Annotated in this window: 17 protein-coding genes and 1 riboswitch; of the genes, 5 read left to right on the top strand and 12 right to left on the bottom strand. The window is 40.0% G+C overall.

All coding sequences use genetic code 11. The features are described from left to right. Positions 1-1,428, top strand: coding sequence for an o-succinylbenzoate--CoA ligase (locus CS060_RS04565; RefSeq protein ID WP_035048671.1), 1,428 nt, complete (start codon positions 1-3; stop codon positions 1,426-1,428). A gap of 23 nt (positions 1,429-1,451) precedes the next feature. On the opposite strand, the gene cydB is transcribed toward CS060_RS04565, so the two are convergent. From cydB to CS060_RS04550, 3 genes are all read right to left on the bottom strand, one after another. Beyond that, on the bottom strand, positions 1,452-2,480 hold the full coding sequence (gene cydB / locus CS060_RS04560) for a cytochrome d ubiquinol oxidase subunit II (protein WP_035048673.1): 1,029 nt from the start codon (positions 2,478-2,480) through the stop codon (positions 1,452-1,454). Further along, positions 2,470-3,819 carry a cytochrome ubiquinol oxidase subunit I gene (locus CS060_RS04555; RefSeq protein ID WP_099668727.1) on the bottom strand — a complete coding sequence of 450 codons (1,350 nt, stop codon included), beginning with the start codon at positions 3,817-3,819 and terminating at the stop codon, positions 2,470-2,472. Before CS060_RS04555 ends, cydB begins: the two co-directional genes overlap by 11 nt. Positions 3,820-3,997: 178 nt before the next feature. Further along, the gene (locus CS060_RS04550; protein WP_069201719.1) at positions 3,998-4,153 is read right to left on the bottom strand and encodes a DUF1540 domain-containing protein; all 156 of its coding nucleotides are present in this window, start codon (positions 4,151-4,153) and stop codon (positions 3,998-4,000) included. Positions 4,154-4,328: 175 nt separating this feature from the next. Between CS060_RS04550 and CS060_RS04545 the strand changes: the two genes are divergently transcribed. Next, entirely contained in the window at positions 4,329-4,628 is a 300-nt protein-coding gene (locus CS060_RS04545; protein WP_035048676.1) for a DUF2325 domain-containing protein, read from the top strand. Between the two features lie 13 nt (positions 4,629-4,641). Next, complete coding sequence (locus CS060_RS04540) at positions 4,642-5,088, top strand: hypothetical protein (protein ID WP_035048677.1); 447 nt, start codon at positions 4,642-4,644, stop codon at positions 5,086-5,088. A gap of 13 nt (positions 5,089-5,101) precedes the next feature. Here the strand turns inward: CS060_RS04540 and CS060_RS04535 are convergent, their stop codons facing one another. The 8 genes from CS060_RS04535 to yidD form a co-directional block, all read right to left on the bottom strand. After that, positions 5,102-6,139, bottom strand: coding sequence for a ribonucleotide-diphosphate reductase subunit beta (locus tag CS060_RS04535; protein WP_099668726.1), 1,038 nt, complete (start codon positions 6,137-6,139; stop codon positions 5,102-5,104). Beyond that, positions 6,093-6,584, bottom strand: coding sequence for a flavodoxin domain-containing protein (locus CS060_RS04530; protein ID WP_035048678.1), 492 nt, complete (start codon positions 6,582-6,584; stop codon positions 6,093-6,095). The genes CS060_RS04535 and CS060_RS04530 overlap by 47 nt, the downstream gene beginning before the upstream one ends. 11 nt (positions 6,585-6,595) lie before the next feature. Beyond that, positions 6,596-8,872, bottom strand: a complete 2,277-nt coding sequence (locus tag CS060_RS04525; protein ID WP_369795731.1) for a ribonucleoside-diphosphate reductase subunit alpha — start codon at positions 8,870-8,872, stop codon at positions 6,596-6,598. A gap of 114 nt (positions 8,873-8,986) precedes the next feature. After that, a riboswitch (cobalamin riboswitch) is annotated at positions 8,987-9,187 on the bottom strand. 94 nt (positions 9,188-9,281) lie between these two features. Beyond that, positions 9,282-10,319 carry a cytochrome d ubiquinol oxidase subunit II gene (locus CS060_RS04520; protein WP_035048683.1) on the bottom strand — a complete coding sequence of 346 codons (1,038 nt, stop codon included), beginning with the start codon at positions 10,317-10,319 and terminating at the stop codon, positions 9,282-9,284. A gap of 14 nt (positions 10,320-10,333) precedes the next feature. Beyond that, positions 10,334-11,662 carry a cytochrome ubiquinol oxidase subunit I gene (locus CS060_RS04515; RefSeq protein ID WP_035048687.1) on the bottom strand — a complete coding sequence of 443 codons (1,329 nt, stop codon included), beginning with the start codon at positions 11,660-11,662 and terminating at the stop codon, positions 10,334-10,336. 95 nt (positions 11,663-11,757) lie between these two features. Further along, entirely contained in the window at positions 11,758-12,735 is a 978-nt protein-coding gene (locus tag CS060_RS04510; RefSeq protein WP_099668725.1) for a metal ABC transporter substrate-binding protein, read from the bottom strand. Between the two features lie 98 nt (positions 12,736-12,833). Then, positions 12,834-14,015: a GTP-binding protein gene (locus tag CS060_RS04505; RefSeq protein ID WP_035048680.1), complete on the bottom strand. Its 1,182-nt coding sequence runs from the start codon at positions 14,013-14,015 to the stop codon at positions 12,834-12,836. A gap of 77 nt (positions 14,016-14,092) precedes the next feature. Next, the gene (gene yidD / locus CS060_RS04500; RefSeq protein ID WP_006320666.1) at positions 14,093-14,317 is read right to left on the bottom strand and encodes a membrane protein insertion efficiency factor YidD; all 225 of its coding nucleotides are present in this window, start codon (positions 14,315-14,317) and stop codon (positions 14,093-14,095) included. 129 nt (positions 14,318-14,446) lie between these two features. Between yidD and CS060_RS04495 the strand changes: the two genes are divergently transcribed. Then, on the top strand, positions 14,447-14,920 hold the full coding sequence (locus CS060_RS04495) for an S-ribosylhomocysteine lyase (protein ID WP_035048681.1): 474 nt from the start codon (positions 14,447-14,449) through the stop codon (positions 14,918-14,920). An 18-nt stretch (positions 14,921-14,938) separates the two neighbouring features. On the opposite strand, the gene ytzI is transcribed toward CS060_RS04495, so the two are convergent. Then, positions 14,939-15,079, bottom strand: coding sequence for a YtzI protein (gene ytzI / locus CS060_RS04490; protein ID WP_021095548.1), 141 nt, complete (start codon positions 15,077-15,079; stop codon positions 14,939-14,941). A 108-nt stretch (positions 15,080-15,187) separates the two neighbouring features. Between ytzI and CS060_RS04485 the strand changes: the two genes are divergently transcribed. Further along, positions 15,188-15,625: a Dps family protein gene (locus tag CS060_RS04485; protein ID WP_035047911.1), complete on the top strand. Its 438-nt coding sequence runs from the start codon at positions 15,188-15,190 to the stop codon at positions 15,623-15,625. The last annotated feature ends 35 nt before the right edge of the window (positions 15,626-15,660 follow it).

Below are 15,660 nucleotides of genomic sequence, written 5' to 3'. Positions count from 1 at the left end.
ATGATCCCAAATTGGCTACGTCAACGTGCACATTTAACTCCGAATCGTGTAGCGCTATATGATGACACACAAGCGATTTCATTTGCTGAGCTCCATGAGCGGGCGGTAAAGCGGGCAAGGCAATTTGTTTATCTCGGTGTAAAAAAAGGCGATATTGTAGCTATCTTAATGAAAAATAGTATACATATGGTCGAAGCCATTCATGCGCTTCATTATGTTGGAGCGATTGTTTTGTTACAAAACGTACGCTTATCAATAGAAGAAATAAAGTGGCAATTGGATCATAGTGGAGCGCGTTTCGTCATTTGTGATGAGCCATTTCCAGACGAACGAGCAATTGAATGGAATGAATTTATAAAACTCCGTGAACGAGATGGAGAATGGCAAACGATGTACCATCTTGATGATGTGGCAACCATTATGTATACATCGGGGACGACAGGAAAGCCAAAAGGAGTTATGCAAACGTATGGGAATCATTGGTGGAGTGCGATTGGTTCCGTTTTAAATATAGGCTTGTATGAAAAAGATTGTTGGCTTGCGGCTGTTCCATTTTTTCATGTTAGCGGTTTGTCGATTTTAATGCGGAGTGTCATTTATGGAATGAGTGTTTATATTATGTCATCATTTGATGCGAAACAAAGCAATGAACTCATTTTCCAAGGAAAAGTTACGATAATGTCCGCTGTCAGCACCATGGTGCAACAAATGATTCAACAACTAAAACAGCCGTATCCTTCATCATTTCGCTGCATGCTCGTTGGAGGAGGACCTGTTTCACAGCCATTATTGCAATCGTGTGTCGATTGGAATATACCTGTATATCAAACATATGGTATGACAGAAACCGCTTCTCAAGTGGCTACATTACCTCCAGATGCTCTTCATAAACATGGTTCAGCAGGAAAACCGCTGTTTCATATGAGCATTCGCATTGAAAAAGAAGGACATCAACTGAATGCAAATGAAGTGGGAGAGATTGTTGTCAAAGGTCCGAGTGTCATGAAAGGGTATTGGAGAAATGAGGAAGGAACAGTGGCTGTGTTAAAAGATGGTTGGCTACATACTGGGGATATCGGATATATGGATGACGAAGGATTTTTATATGTGCTTGACCGTCGTTCAGATTTAATTATTTCTGGTGGAGAAAATGTATATCCTGCCGAAATTGAGTCGGTACTTTTGGAACATAAGGCAGTAAAAGAAGCAGGGGTCATTGGAGTTGTCGATGAAACATGGGGACAAGTGCCACATGCGTTCGTTGTATTACATGATCAAACAGCAACGGAAGAACAATTAAAGTTGTTTTGTATGAGTAAATTGGCTAAATATAAAGTTCCAAAACGAATTTATATCGTTGATCATTTACCGCGCAATGCCGCAAACAAACTGATGCGCCGTAAGTTGAAAAACTGGATCAATGAATAAGAGGAGGCAGCCGACGCCTCCTCTTATTGATATCCTTTTGCTGTTTCTTTCGTAATTTTTTCTTTAAACAATTTATAACTCCAAAGCTGATAGCCCACTACGATCGGCACCATGACGATAGCGACACCGAGCATAATTTTTAAGTTTAATTCACTTCCTGCGGCTTCAAAAAGCGTTGTACTATATTCATCGTTGATGCGGGAAGGAAGCATATTTGGGAACATGCCGATAAAACCAGTTGCCATAAGTGTAAAAATCGTCAAGCAAATGTTCGTAAATGCAAGTCCAATACGTTTTTGCCAAACGAACAATAACATCAGTAATGCAAATACGAAAGTAAGCGCTGGAATGATCCAAAGAATAGGGAACTTTGTAAAATTGTTCAGTAGTGATGTGCGATTACTTGTTGCGACAAAGAAAATAGATAGTGTAACAACTGCAACAACAGCAGCTGGGCGAACGACTGTATATGCTCGTTCCACTACCTCTCCAACCGTTTTTAGCATCACCCAAAGAGCACCAGAGACAGCAAATAAGCTAATAAATAATAAACCGCCTAATAGACCGTACGGATGAAGTAAGCTAAAAAACGTTCCTTCATATCCAGAAGGACCAATTTTTAAACCGTAAAACAAATTCGCAAACGCAACACCCAATAAAAGGGCTAAAGCAAAACTGCTAATTGTAAATGCCCATTTCCAGCTTTTTTGCCAAAGTGGTGCATCATCTTTATGCATAAATTCCAATCCAGCTGCACGGAAAAAGAGCGCGAATAAAATGAGCATCATCGGCGTATATAAGAAGCTAAATAAGTCAGCGTAAACAGCTGGAAACGCAGCAAATGTGGCTCCGCCAGCTGTAATTAACCAGACTTCATTGCCACCCCAAAACGGTCCAACAGCTTCTTGTAGCTGATTTCGTTCTTGTCGATTTTTCGCTAAAAATGGAAATAACATCCCTGTACCGAGCGTATATCCATCTAAAACGAAGTACATCGTCCAAATGAGCCCCCATAGACCAAACCAAATGATCGCCACTGTTTCATGAGACATGTTGAACTTCCCCACCTTTCGTAGCCGTGGATGTGTACGGTCCTTTTTTCGCATATTTTAACATTAAGTACACGTCTGCAATAAGCAAAATGGTGTAAAACAAAACTAAGCTGACGAGTGAGAATAGGATCTGTGAAAGCGAAATAGGTGATACTGCTTCAGCTGTGCGCATTAATCCATATACCGTCCACGGTTGACGCCCGACTTCCGCAACGACCCAGCCGGCATTGATAGCGACATACGGGAGCAATACAGAATACATGACAAGTTTTAAGAAACGTCGTGATTCAACTAATTTGTTTTTGCGATATAAGTAAAATCCGTACCAAAATAGAGCGACAAAATATAAACCGAGCGCCACCATTAAACGAAATGAATAAAAGACGATGTTAACATTCGGACGTTCATTTTTTGGAATTTGATCGAATCCAACGACTTTCCCATCAAACGAATGTGTGTAAAAATAGCTACCAAGCTTCGGAATCGTTAAAAATTCAACGATATTTCGCTCATTTTCTGGGTCAGGAATTTGAATAATGTGAAATGGTAAACTTTCTTTTGTTTCCCACACGGCTTCGAGAGCTGCCCCTTTGGCAGGTTGCATTTTTGCCGCAAATGATGCTGATTTATGACCAATAAACGGTGTCGCTGTTGCGGCAATCAGTCCTAAAATAAGTCCATATTTAAACGATTTTTTGAAAAATTCAACATGTTGTTTACGCAATAAATGCCAAGCACTAACCGCCATGACAAAAAATGCTCCAACGATATAACAGCCAACGACAGTGTGTACAAACATATGCCAAGCATATGGATTTGTTACCACTTCCCAAAAGTTTTGCAGTTCGATACGTCCATTTTTTTCAATATACCCAACTGGATTTTGCATAAAACCGTTTGCTGTAATAATCCAAAGTGCTGAAATGTTTGTACCGAGCGCAACCATCCAAATCGAAAATGCACGAAGTTTCGGTGAAATTTTATCTTTTCCGAATAGCCAAATGCCCATAAATGTTGATTCTAAAAAGAAAGCAACGAGCGCTTCAATGGCGAGAGGAGAGCCGAAAATATCCCCCATATATTTCGAATACTCAGACCAGTTTGTTCCGAATTGAAATTCCATCGTGATACCTGTAACTACACCGAGAACGAAGTTGATGGCAAACAGTTTCCCCCAAAAGTCTGCCATTTGTCGATAAAGCGGATTTTTCGTTCGCACATGTTGCGCTTCCATCCATGCAATTAAAACAATAAGCCCAATGGTTAACGGAACGAATAAAAAATGATAAAAAACCGTAATGGCAAATTGAAAACGGCTAAGTAAAAGTACGTCGCTCATATATCCCCCTCCGATATACTAAATATTTTTCATATGTATAAGAGTAACCTCAATACGTGAAGAAGAGATGAGAGAAATGTTGCAAAACTGTGGCGATAATTTTAAAAAAATGTGTCTATCCACGATTATTAACATGAAAAAAGAGAAAACCTCTTGCGATGAGCAAGAGGTCGTGCTGTTATTCGGTCGGTTGGAACGTTTTACAGTCTGTTTCTGTGGAGCTTGTTGCCGTTGCGCCGGCGTGACTTACGACGTAGATTGCGTCTGCACTACATCGATTACCTTGTGACCAAAACTGGCAGTTTTGCACTTCACAAAGTACATCTTTTGCCATCATACTCCCCTCCTTTCTTTATACTGATGTTAGTGTAGACAAAACGTTGACAAGACATAACATGAAAAAATGAGCAAAAATAGCGAGAATTTTTATCAACAAATGTTGACATAGATAATCATTCTCAATTAGAATGAAATTGTGCAATATAAGACAAAAAGTTGGAGGGAGTTATATGTCATCGTTATTAGTTGTTGGTGCGGATCATTTAGGAAACATTACAGATAAATTAAAAAGCTCAGGATTTAAGGAAATTATTCATTTAGATGGTCGAAAAGTGAATATGGTGAAACGACAAATACCGGAGCACGTCGATATCGTATTTGTGATGACGGATTATATTAACCATAATTTAGCGAAAGTCATTAAACAAAAAGCAAAAGATCAACACAAGCCGATTTACTTTGTAAAGCGCTCATGGAGTTCCATTCAATCTGTCATTGAGCAAATGGGGGAGCTAAAACGAGTGAACTAAGGAGGAGAGAACATTGTGGCAATCGTTTTTGAATGAAGTGTTAACTTATCATTACAGCATATCTCCACCTCATCGTTCATCGCTTACGTTGCTAAAAGGAATTGAACGGGCAACATCATCGTTTCCGATCGCTTCTTGTGATTCTCCCGTTACATACTATAAAATGATTGCACAAATGACGGATTACTTGCTTCGTTTCGTGGCGAACGACCAGTCGTTTGTTCACATATTAGATGCACACGATGCATTTATTACAGTATCATGTACGTCTGAAACGGGCGTTGTCCCGTCATGTATGAATGTTTTTGTTGTTAATCATATTTCTTCATGGGATGCACTACAACAATTTGAAAAACATTTCGCTCAAAAACCGAAAACAATAAAAATACATCATGTAATAAAAAATCGCTTATCTTATGTTACCTTTACAAGTGAAACATATTGTAAAAAAACCGGGTAGTGCCCCCGGTTTTTTACAATTCATCAAACCCATTAATATCGGTTGTTTTTGTGTATGAACGTGGACGGGCTTCAAAAAAGTCAGTTTTGCCTAAGTTTACGTTTTCATCGCTAAAGACGCGAATCCAAGGCATGCTATTTTCATCCGCGTCATAGCGATCGTCTAAGCCAAGCATGCGCAGCCGCTTATTTCCGAGATATTCGATATATTTCTCCATTTCAATGACATCAATGCCATCGATGTCGCGCAACACAAAGCGCGACCATTCTGTTTCGTAACGAATGGCTTCGTCGATATAGTCATATATCCACGCAGAAAACGCTCCATTTTCATCAATTTGTGGATTTTCCCATAACACCGCGCGTACAAGTTGAGAAATAAAGTAACTATGGCATAGCTCATCTTTATTAATATAACTAATCATCGTTGATGTTTTGAGCATTTTTTGGTTTCTTGCCAAATTATAAAAAAAGGCAAACCCAGAATAAAAATTAATCCCCTCTAAGACGAGCGAAGCGACGAGCGCGCGGCAAAACGTCTCCACCGTTGGTTGCTCGCGAAATGCTTCATATACGCGAATGACGTGTTCATTTCGTTTATAAATGTGCGGATTCGTGCGCGCCATTTCAAACGCGCGATGTTGTTCGGATAATTTTTCGATGGATGCCAGAACGTACGAGTACGACTGATTATGGACGACTTCTTGCTGTTCGATAATCGAAAAAATCGCTTTGACGCTCGGATCGGTAATGTATTCTTTCATCGCTCCGATAAAATTTGGTTGAACAGAATCTAAAATTGAAAGCAAACCGATAATGTGTAAAAATGCATCCCGTTCCCGCTCGCTTAACACATGCCATTGTTTAATATCATCAGACATGTTAATTTCAAATGGCGTCCAAAAGTTTCCTAGCAACATTTTGTATATATCATAAAAATGGCTATATTTAATATCGTTCCAGTTTAAAATGCCGCTTGCTTTTCCGTTAATAATGCTTGTTGCTTTATTTGGATGCGACGGCTCGAGCAATTTTACTTTCGTCAATAACAAAACGGTCAACCTCCTTGAGTAGTTGCTGGACGAAAACAGTCGGTAAATGTTGTTGATGTCCGCGCGGCGATTGTTCAATTTTTAACGTGCCGAGCACCGTCGTCACTTTTTGTAAATGGTACGCCATTTCATCGACAGCGCGGCAATAGTCTGGCCACATTTGATCTCCTGTGCCAAACAGCGCAACAGGAGGCAAAGGAAGATTTCGTTCTTTGATAAGAAAACGAAGTAGCTTTCTCATTTCATCTGGAAGTTGTCCATTTCCCCATGTATATGAACCGAATAAAAGAAGGTGCGCGTTAGAAATGAGCGATTCGATCGCAAACATATGTTCAACATTGATCGTTTTCACCGCATGTCCATACAAATAAAAAGCTTCTTCAATTAACAAGGCGACTTCTTTTGTGTTTCCCGTTTTCGATGTATAGCAAATAAGCACGTTCATTGTTTATCCCCCTACGATGAGCAAACGTCGCATTCTTCAATCGTTACGGCAGTGCTGCGAACGTAATACGTTGATTTTAACCGTTCTTTCCATGCCGTTAAATGTAAATCCAAAAGATCTTTCGCTTTAATCGTGTTGTATACGTAAAGATTAAAACTTAACGACTGATCGACATGTTTTTGTCTAGCGGCATTTTGACGAATGCTCATCTTTTGATCCACTTCATAGGCATTGTCGTAAAACCAAAACGTTTTTGCGTTTAAATCAGGGACGGTCACGGGAATTTTATAATTTTTCTTTTCTTCGAAATATAAACGGTTAAAAACAGGGTCGCACGATGCCGTTCCGTTTGCTAAAACGGATGTGGAAGCGTTTGGCGCAGGGGCCATTAAATAACCGTTACGAATGCCATATTGCATAACTTGTTGTTTTAAACGATCCCAGTCTAAATCACCATGGGAATGATAGCCACGTAACTCAAAGTATGCGCCTGTATGCCAATCGGAGCCTTCAAACGCTGGATATGCCCCTTTTTCTTTTGCAAGCTCCATGCTCGCTTTGATCGTGAGGTAAGCAATTTTCTCGAATAACTCATCAGCCAGTCGTACGCTTTCTTCGCTATTCCATTTGATTCCTTTTAACGCTAATAAATGATGCCAAGAAAAGGCGCCTAGTCCGATCGCGCGATATTTTTTATTTGTGAGGACAGCTTGCAACACTTCAATTCGCTTTTCGTTTAAGTCGATCACGTTATCGAGCATGCGCACTTGAATCGGAATTAATCGCTCTAATACATCATCTTGTACCGCACGCGCTAAATGAATGCTCGATAAGTTGCAAACGACAAAGTCGCCAGGTTTTTTATGAATGATAATTTCACCATCTTGCGTATACTCTTTTGTGACGGTCGTTGGACTCATGTTTTGCATAATTTCTGTACATAAATTGCTAGAATAAATCATGCCTGCGTGTTTGTTCGGATTCATACGATTTGCTTCATCGCGATAAAACATATAAGGCGTTCCTGTTTCTAACTGTGACTTTAATATCCGTTTCATGATTTCAATCGCAGGAACGCGCTCTTTGCTTAACGCTGGATAATTGATGCATTCCTCATACTTTTCACGGAACGAGCCATTTCCTCGTTCTTCATCATAAAAGTCTTCTAGCCCTAATGGATTGCCGTTTTTATCTTTCCAGCCCATCACTTTTTTCACTTCATGTGGGTCAAATAAATACCAATCGCCACGCTTTTCGACTTGTTCCATAAATAAATCAGGGATGCATACGCCATAAAATAAATCATGGCATTTTTGCCGTTCATCGCCGTTGTTTAGCTTCGCGTCTAAAAATGAGAAAATATCTTTATGCCAAACATCTAAATATACAGCGATAGACCCTTGACGTGTACCAAGTTGATCCACCGATACAGCCGTATTGTTTAATTGGCGCATCCATGGAATGACGCCAGAGGAGACGCCTTTAAACCCTTTAATATCGGAATTGCGCGCGCGAATTTTGCCTAAATAGACACCAATCCCACCGCCACCTTTTGATAAACGAGCGATGTCGGTGTTCGATTCATAAATGCCAATTAAACTATCATCGACTGTATCAATAAAGCAACTTGATAATTGACCGTAAGACTTTCCTGCGTTTGCGTACGTTGGTGTAGCCACAGTCATGTATTGGTTCGATAGTGCCCAATACGCTTCTTTCGCTAGTGCCATTCGTTTTGTCGGATGTTCATATGCCATTAATGTTAGAGCAATCGTTAAAAACCGCTCTTGTGGAAGTTCGTAAATTTCGCCGTTATATCCTTTCGCTAAATAGCGATCAACGAGCGTTTTTAACCCGATGTATGTAAATAGCTCGTCTTTTTTCGCGTCAATCCATGTGCCAGCTTCTTGCAGCTCTTTTTTCGTATATCGTTCCAATAAAAACGAGTCGTAAATGCCGAGATCGACGAGCATTGTTTGCAATTCGTAAAAATAACAATATGTGTCGGATACATTATAGCCGCGATTGGTTGCTGCTTCGTCGTATAACTGTTGCAAATAGAGACGAGCTGCAACAAACGTCCAATCCGGCTGTTCTACTGTGATTTCATCAAGCGCATTTAAAATAAGTTTATTCATCATGTCGTTGTATCGCTGTGTATGGGCAAGCGCCCGTACAGTCCGTTCGATGTATCGCTCACTCGCTAAGTGTGGAAAGTCTTTGAAAATATGAAATAACAAAGTTCGAATCGTTTCTTCATTCATTTCCGTTTTTTCTTTTACGTGCATCATGTAACATCCCTTCCCCTAAAAAAATAAAAACATCCGCCCTCATTGAGCGGATGAAACGATGGAAAAAGGCATGCTTTCACCATCGTTTCATCTTCTCAATCCCCGAAGAATATGAAACGATACAAGGAAGGCAGGTCTCCTGACTCGCGCTTCTTCCTACTTTGGATTCCTTCCCATATATGCGCCTGAAAAGCTGACATATACAGTGGTGTTATTTCCATTTCGTCTGCGCACACAGTTGCGGGGACAGTTCTGGATTCTCACCAGATTCCCTATTAAGTCCGCTTGGACACCTTCACTTGTCGGTTTCAATATATAGTTATTATATTGTTTTATTATCACAATATATTGTACAAAAAAGGTTTACGTTTAAAACTATAGCGAAAAATTTCAACATTTGCAATCATTATTTTTCATCATTTGCTACGTAGCGACGATCTTTCATAAACAGCCGCCAAAAATAAATGAATCCTGGAAATAAAATTGCAAAGCCAACGATATACGTAGCAAAAAGGGCACGAAATGTATTCGGATGCGTAAACCCTGATTCAATTGTCATATTCGGATAAATCATATATGGTAAATGAGCTTTTCCATATGCGTAACTTGCACAAAAATATTGTAAGACGATGGCTACAACCGCAAGACGTGGCATTCCGCGTCCGTTTTTTCTTTTCCATGAAGGAAGAAAAAGCGCCCCGCCAGCTAAAAGGAACAATATGACGGAAGCGACAAGCCATGGCCAACGTGCCATCATTCCGTCATATAGCCAACGCGCTTCATTTCGCATCGTGACCATAATGAGAATAGAGGAAAGAAGAGCAAATGGCCCGATAATGAGCGCATCGCGGTGATAAATCGTATACGCTTCTATTTCATTTGCTTCGTTTGAGTAGTCTGCTAATAAAAGCGAAGAAAGAAAAAGTGTGCTTGTAATCGCAAAGGCAATAAACGCATATTCGTGTGGGCTTGTAAACAGCCGATCGAGCCGAAGACGACTGACCCCATTGACTGTTTCAACGAAAGACCCATGTGTAATGGGCAAGACGCTAATTAAAAATGCTGGAATAAGCAAGCCGCTTATACCAGAAATGTAAACAAGCACTTTTTCATATTTAGGAGCAACGTGCGAAAAAACGAGAAATGCACTACGAATAGTAAGCAAAAGTAAAATAATGCTTCCGGGTATAAGTAAAATTGTCCCAAGCATAAACGTTGCTCCTGGAAAAAAGCTGACGATCGCCACGACTATCGCGACGATAAAGACGTTCGTCACTTCCCATGTCGGTGATAAATATCGGTTTGCGATTTTCGTTGCTTTCGTTTGTGGGCGGTTCATATATACCATCGACCAAAACCCTGCTCCAAAGTCCATCGTCGCCATGACGGCGTAAATAAAAATAAATCCCCATAAAATTGAAATGGCAATTAATTCATCTGTCATCATCTTGCTCCTTTCTACATGTGCGTAGGTAAGTGTTGTTCAATCGGATGGCGGCGGAAATAAGAACGCAAGACGAGTACGACTGCGACGAGTAAAAATACGTAAATGGACGTAAACAAAAGAAAAAGTGTTCCTAAATTTGTTGATTGTGTTACAGCTTCTGCAGTTGTCATCATGCGATAAATAACCCACGGTTGTCTGCCTGTGCAAGCAAAAATCCAGCCAAATTCAATGCCGAGAAGAGCGAGCGGTCCAGCAGTAACAACTGTCCACATAAACCAGTTCGGAAATATGTGTTGTTTTCTTATGCGATGCCAAATGAATCCGACGATCGAAAGGAGGAGCAGAAACATGCCAATCCCGACCATTGCGTTAAAAAGTGTATGGACGAATAGCGGAGGCCACCATTCTTCAGGAAAATCATTTAACCCGACAACGATGGTATCGAAGCGATTACCAGCTAAAAAGCTAAGCAGCCACGGGATTTCAATGCCCCATTTTACTGTTTGTGTTTCGCGATCTGTAAAACCACCGATAACGAGTGGGGCGTGTGACTGCGTTTCAAACAATCCTTCAGCAGCAGCTAATTTTTCTGGTTGATATTCATGAAGAAGTTGAGCTGATTCGTGTCCGTTTATGGCCGTGAGTAAAGAAAATACGCCACCAACTGTTAACCCGAGCATCAGTGCTTTTTTATGAAAAAGCTGAATGCGTTCGTTATGTTTATTTTTCAACATCTTATAGGCGGAGATGGAAGCAATCGTAAAAGCTCCGGTCATATAAGCTGATAAAACAACGTGTGTAGCTGTGACAGCAAAGCTCGGATTAAAAAACGCCTTCCACGGATCGACGTCGACAATTTGTCCATTTTCGATACGAAAGCCTGTCGGTGTACCTTCAAAGGCATGTACGTTCGTAATTAAAATGGCAGAAGCGGCCGCTCCAATGGCGACAAACGTCAAGCTGACGATGCGCATCGTTGGAGAAATGCGGTTAGCTGCATATACGTAAATGGATAAAAACAACGCTTCGACGAAAAACGCATAAATTTCAATTTGAAATGGGAGTGCCATCACTTTGCCGATCACTTCCATAAAGCCCGGCCATAAAAGAGAAAGCTGTACGCCCGCAATCGTTCCAGACGGGATTGCTACACCGAGCAAAATGGCGAGCGCTTTCGTCCAACGATTTGCCATGAGCGCATAGTCACTATCTTTTGTTTTTTGATATAGTAGCTCGGCCAATAAAATCATAAACGGAATCCCAACCCCAAGCGTCGCGAAAATAATATGAAATGCCATCGTTGTGCCAAAAAGCGTTCTTGCTGTTAATACGTGATCCATACCGAAATGTTCATCCCTTTCCATACATTGTCGTTTCATAGTTTGATTTGAAAAGGGAAAAAATATGCAAAAAAATAAGCGACCGTCACGATCGCTTATTGTAGTGCTTTTTTTAGTGCAGAGATGTTGTCATTCATAATTGCAAAGTAGTCTTTGTTGTTTTTTATATCATCATTTGTTCGTGCTTCTAAGTTGTGCAGGATAAGTACATCGGCTCCGATTTCATTTTTCACAACTTCAGCAATTTTTGATGTTACGTTTTGCTCAAAAAAGATATAACGCACGTCGTGCCCTTTTGCTTCCTTGATGATTGAAGCAAGTTGCTTTTGTGACGGTTCATTTGTTGGTGACAATCCGGTTACGCTTATTTGTTTTAAGCCGTATCGTTTCTCCCAATAGCCGTATGCGGCATGAGCAACAAGAATATCTTTTCTTTTCGCCTCTTTCATCAGTTGTTGAAATTGTTGATCGAGCTGTTCAAGCTGCTGTTTTAACGAAGCAAAGTTTTGTTCAAAGTCGTCTTTTGCTTCAGGTTTTAGTTCTGTTAACGTTTGTTTAATCGTTTCAGCCATTTGGATAGAATATATCGGATCTAACCAGACGTGAGGATCGACATCTCCGTGAGCATGTTCAACTTCATGAGCATGTTCATCTTCATCTCCGTGGGCATGTTCGTCTCTATGAGTATGGTTGGCTGAAAGCAATTCCATCTCAGCTGTTGCTTCTACGAACTTGACGTGTTCATTTTCTAACGTTTGGACAACGCGATCAACAAATCCTTCCATTCCTTGACCGATGTAAATGAAAGCGTCAGCATCTGCGATTTGTTGCATCGTTTTTGCCGTTGGTTCGTATGTGTGCACATCAACGCCGGGAGGGTATACGCTTTTCACTTGAACGTGCTTGCCACCAATTTTTTCAGTAAAATCTTGAAGAGGGTATACAGTTGTATAAACGATAAGTTGATCGTTTTTTTCCTCATTCTTCGGTTCATTCGTCTGTTCTTGTTGGGAGCATCCGAACAGCAGTAGTGTACTTGCAAGTATAATGGATAAAATGGTTTTTACCTTCATCTTCTTCCTCCTTCCAAATAAAGAAAGATGTTTCTGATCATCAGATAACATCTTTCTCACTCCTGTTTTATTATATCGTAATCGTTACGATTTGAAAACTATGAAACAGAAACAAATGGTGGGAGTGGATCGACAAATGTTGACCAATCTTTGCTCATTTCTTCATCTGTTAATAAGCATGTATCGAGTGAAGAAGAAATGGCTTGTTCATCCATATCGATTCCAATAAACACGAGTTCTGTCATGCGATCACCATACGTATCGTTCCATTTGGCACGTAATTCTGGCTCTTGTCGCAAAATTTGTTCACGTTCATGTGGAGGATATGTGGCAATCCATTCGCCAGCCCCTTGAATCATAATGGATGGTCCAGCTTGTGAAAGAAGTCCGCACATATCGTTGCGTGAAGCGAGCCAGAAAAATCCCTTTGCACGAACGACTTCAACCGGCCAGTTTTCAAGCCAATGCATAAGCCGTTCAGGGTGAAACGGGCGACGGCGGCGATATACGAAGGAAGAAATGCCGTATTCTTCTGTTTCAGGTGTATGTTCTTCGTTTAGTTCTTTTATCCATCCAGCCGATTGACTCGCTTTTTCAAAGTCAAATAAACGTGTGTTTAAAATGTCATGAAGCGCCACTTTTCCGTACGTTGTCCGAATGATTTTTGCTTCTGGGTTTAATTTACGAAGGAGTGCTTCTAATTCGTCCGCATCTTCTTCCGAAATACAATCAATTTTATTTAAAATAAGCACGTTCGCAAATTCAATTTGGTCGATTAATAAATCAACGACTTCACGCACATCTGTTTCATCGACTGCTTGTTTACGATCGAATAACGTTTCACCGGAGGCAAAATCATGCCAAAAACGATTGGCATCTACAACAGTGACCATCGTATCTAATTGACATTTTGACGTTAAGTCGATCCCGAATTCCTCATCAATGTAAGTAAATGTTTGAGCAACAGGAATCGGTTCGCTAATGCCCGATGATTCGATAACGATATAATCGATATTTCCTGAATTAACAAGATTTTCAACTTCTTTCATTAAATCTTCTCGTAACGTACAACAAATACAGCCGTTTTGGATTTGCACAAGCTTTTCTTCTGTGCGTGAAAAACCGCCTTGTTTAATTAATTCAGCGTCAATATTGACTTCACTCATGTCATTGACGATGACAGCGATTTTTAATCCGTCACGATTGTTTAAAATATGATTAAGCAATGTCGTTTTTCCAGAACCTAAATAGCCACTTAATACGGTAACAGGCACTTTCATATACGTTTCTCCTTTCTTAAAACGTAATTATTACGATTTACATTCCTTATCATATCGAAAAAAAAGAGAAAGGGCAATTACTTTTCCTCTTTCTCTGGTACAGGATCAAATCCACCGGGATGAAACGGATGGCACTTTAAAATGCGTTTTATTGTTAAATAGCCTCCTTTGAACGCACCAAACCGACGAATAGCTTCTAATCCATAATGCGAGCAAGTAGGATAAAACCGGCATGTCGGTGGTTTTAAAGGGGAAATAAATCGTTGATAAAAACGAATCAGTAAAATGAATATATGCTTCATATGATACACCTACCCCTATTTTTCCTTATTGTAACATAGTTAGTTGAAATCATACTAACAAAAAAAGATGAAAAAAGTCGGACTTTTGTGTATGATAAAAACGTAACAATTGAGAAAGAGGTGAGAGGTATGCCTTCAGTAGAAAGCTTTGAGCTTGATCATTGTGCGGTCAAAGCACCGTACGTTCGCCATTGCGGCGTTCATAAAGTTGGCAGCGACGGTGTTGTGAATAAATTTGATATTCGCTTTTGCCAGCCAAATAAAGAAGCGATGCAACCAGCAGCCATTCATACGCTTGAACATTTGCTAGCGGTGCACATTCGTAAGCATGCTGAAAAATACAATCATTTCGATATTATCGACATTTCTCCGATGGGATGTCAAACAGGCTATTATTTAGTCGTTAGCGGTACGCCAGCAGTCGAAGAAATTATTGACTTGCTTGAAGCGACAATGAATGAGGCATTGACGGTTACAGAAGTGCCAGCTGCAACGGAAAAAGAATGTGGTCAAGCGAAATTACATGATTTAGAAGGAGCCAAACGGCTTATGCGTTACTGGTTGTCGCAATCAAAAGAAGAATTGAAAAAAGTGTTTGGCTAAACGACAAAGGTTCAGGCGTTACATGTCTGAACCTTTGTTTTTTTCAGTTGGCAATTCATCAATAGTATGTTTGTATTTGTATGCTTTTGAAATCGTTAAAACGCTTAAGATGAGTACGACAAATACAATGATGATAGAGATAATAAAAGTGAGTAACATATACATCCCTCCACATTTTATGTTAATGCAAAAACGTATCATTTTCCAAATGTTTTTTGTTTGTTACAATGAAGAAGGGGAAAGATTATAATCGAGGAGGGAATAATCGTGCAAGAAAAATTAATTGATATTGTCAACAAACAAATTGCAAACTGGAACGTGTTATATGTAAAATTACACAACTACCATTGGTATGTGAAAGGTCCGCAATTCTTTACGTTGCATACAAAATTTGAAGAACTGTACAATGAAGCGGCACTACATATCGATGAGTTAGCAGAACGTTTATTAGCATTAGGTGGAAAACCGCTAGCAACGATGAAAGATTATTTAGCGACAGCTTCTGTACATGAAGCAAAAGGAAATGAAACAGCAGAAGAAATGGTAGCCGAAATTGTTCGTGATTTTGAAACGATGATTCAAGAATTAAAAGATGGCATGAATTACGCTGGACAAATTGATGATGAAACAACAGGCGATATGCTTTTAGGCATTCACCAAAGTTTAGAAAAGCATGTGTGGATGTTAAAATCGTTTCTTGGATAAGGTGGGGGTTCCCACCTTTTTGCATGAAAACAAAT

The sequence above is a fragment of the Anoxybacillus flavithermus genome (assembly GCF_002742685.1).
GTDB classification, from domain to species: domain Bacteria; phylum Bacillota; class Bacilli; order Bacillales; family Anoxybacillaceae; genus Anoxybacillus; species Anoxybacillus flavithermus_E.
This window is presented reverse-complemented; position numbering and strand designations above follow the sequence as displayed.